We start from the raw sequence: 2,290 nt of genomic DNA on the forward strand, positions 1-2,290 counted from the left end.
GCGGCGTCATCACGGGGGCTGTATCAATGATCTTGCTGATGGTGCAGGACCGGCGTGGTCAGCGCCCGTTCGAGTTCGTAATTTTGGGTCTACTCGGTGTCATTGCCGTCGGATTTCTCGCCAGTGTGGTCGTAGAACCTCCATCGTTCACCGAGGCCGCAGCTGGTCTGATTCCGCGGTTCGACGGCGCGGAAAGCGTGCTGATCGCAGCGGCGATGCTCGGTGCGACGATCATGCCGCACGCGGTGTATCTGCACTCCGGACTCGCACGTGACCGTCACGGACATCCCGAGGCAGGCCCGGTCCGTCGGCGGTTGTTGCGCATCACCCGGGTCGATGTCGGATTGGCGATGCTGCTGGCCGGAGCGGTGAACATGTCGATGCTACTGCTTGCGGCCTCGACGCTGGGGGGACGTGAGGGCGTCGATTCCATCGAAGGAGCCCATGCAGCAGTAGGTGAGACGCTGGGCCCGGTGAGCGCGTTGCTGTTCGCCATGGGCCTGCTGGCCTCAGGCCTTGCATCGACATCGGTGGGGGCTTATGCGGGAGCGATGATCATGGACGGACTGCTACGCAAGCGCATACCGATCATGGTGCGCCGGCTTGTGACCCTGATCCCGGCACTTACGATCCTCGCCGCTGGGGTCGACCCCAGTCGCGCACTCGTCGTCTCGCAAGTCGTGCTGTCCTTCGGCATTCCGTTCGCGCTCATTCCCTTGGTGCGGTTCACCTCCGACCGCACGCTGATGGGCGGCGATGTTAATCACCGAATCACTGCGTACGCGGCATGGCTCATCGCGGGAATCGTCGTCGCGCTCAATATTGCATTGATCTACCTCACCGTGCTCTGACCGTTGTGCCGCGAGGCTCTGCTGGACCCTGAACGCACCCGAGGGGCGATGTCCCACCGCGCCCGGCAGAACCCCTTTCACCTGCCCGAGCACGATCTGTTCGATGCACCTCGCCGCCGCATTGGCTGCCGTGATCTCTGCCTTCGTAATTCCACCGCGACCTGCCCCCTGATCACGTAGGGCATACCTTTGATAGCTCTTCCATCTGCCGGAGAAAGCGAGCGATTGGCGATCGACAATCGCTGAATTTTACTGGCACTCGGTCCCCGGCACTGAGTGCGCCGGGGACTATTTCTTGTTCATTGGGGTTGCGGATTGAGTGCTGGCGTGAGTTGTAATAGCGTTGTTGGGCAACCGAATTGAATGTTTTATTTGGGTTCTCTTTCATGGTTGTTTGGTGGTAGATTCGGAGGTGTTCTGTTGATCGGCGGACCGACCATCCGTCACCCGAATTGAAGGGCTCGAAACTGCTATGACAACAATTGCTGATTCTCCGTTGCCAGTCCCGTCTGTGCTCGATGTGGCTCTGGACAACGGTTCGTTGGGAGGTGCGGACTGGTCGACCCGAGCGGTGGTGCTTGAGGCTATGCCCCGTGCATTGGTGGAGGGGTACCCGGCAGAGGGACGTTCGTACAGGTGAGTGACGGGCGCGGCGGCATCGCAGCTTCGGGGTGGTTCTCGGTGGACGCCAGCAGCGCCACGGCTTCGCATGCGAGCGTGACTGTGGTGTGGAGAGAGCCGTTGCTGGCCGTTGAGCACAGTTACAAGAGTTGGACGAGTCTGGTTCGCCCCCAAGATATTTCGCCGGTCTCAGTGTGCCCAGGGAGCGCCCCGGCGTGGTTTGGTGAGTACGTGCGGCCGATACATGAACGGGCCGCGATCGAACGCACCCTGCAGGCTGTACGTCAGAGCGTCGATACCGAGCGTGCGAAGCACCACGACTGGGTCAGACGGCTTAATGAATCTGCGTGCGAATGGGCGGACCGCAACAGCTTGTGCAGCGAGTTCGAAAGTTTCTGCGAGGAGTGGGGGATGGAAGGCCGAGAACGAGAATTCGATGTAGACGTAGAGGTCACAGTTTCATTTCGAATGGAGCGATCGGCGCGCAGTCAGGACGATGCGGACGAGTCCGTAGACCTCGACGATGTGAAGCAATACCTGCGCGAGAATTTCTCGTATCTCGATGTGAATTTTACTGTAGCGGAGTAGCATTCGAGCACTGGTGGTGGTGCGCGCAGCGTATCACCACCAGGCGCAGACGGTTTGGGCGTGCGCGCAGCGGACGCATTTGTCTGTTTGTTAAAACGGCTGTTATACAGTCGAATTCAGTTGAAAGGACGCCGTTGGCGCGCAGCGCCCGGCACTCAGTTCCGCAGTAGGCCGCCTTGGCGGCCGGCCTCTGGCGGTGGGCGCGCAGCGCCCACCAGACCCACCGCAGG

Annotated in this window: 2 protein-coding genes; both read left to right on the plus strand. The window is 60.7% G+C overall.

Annotated features, from left to right (window positions below):
• On the plus strand, window positions 1–851 hold an 851-nt coding region (locus A2J03_RS04900; RefSeq protein ID WP_068370362.1), incomplete at its 5' end, for an Nramp family divalent metal transporter.
• Window positions 852–1,487: 636 nt separating this feature from the next.
• Window positions 1,488–2,060, plus strand: coding sequence for a hypothetical protein (locus A2J03_RS04905; RefSeq protein ID WP_068370360.1), 573 nt, complete (start codon window positions 1,488–1,490; stop codon window positions 2,058–2,060).
• Window positions 2,061–2,290: the final 230 nt, after the last annotated feature.

Origin of the sequence: Rhodococcus sp. EPR-157 (genome assembly GCF_001647195.1) — a bacterium.
Lineage (GTDB): Bacteria > Actinomycetota > Actinomycetes > Mycobacteriales > Mycobacteriaceae > Rhodococcoides.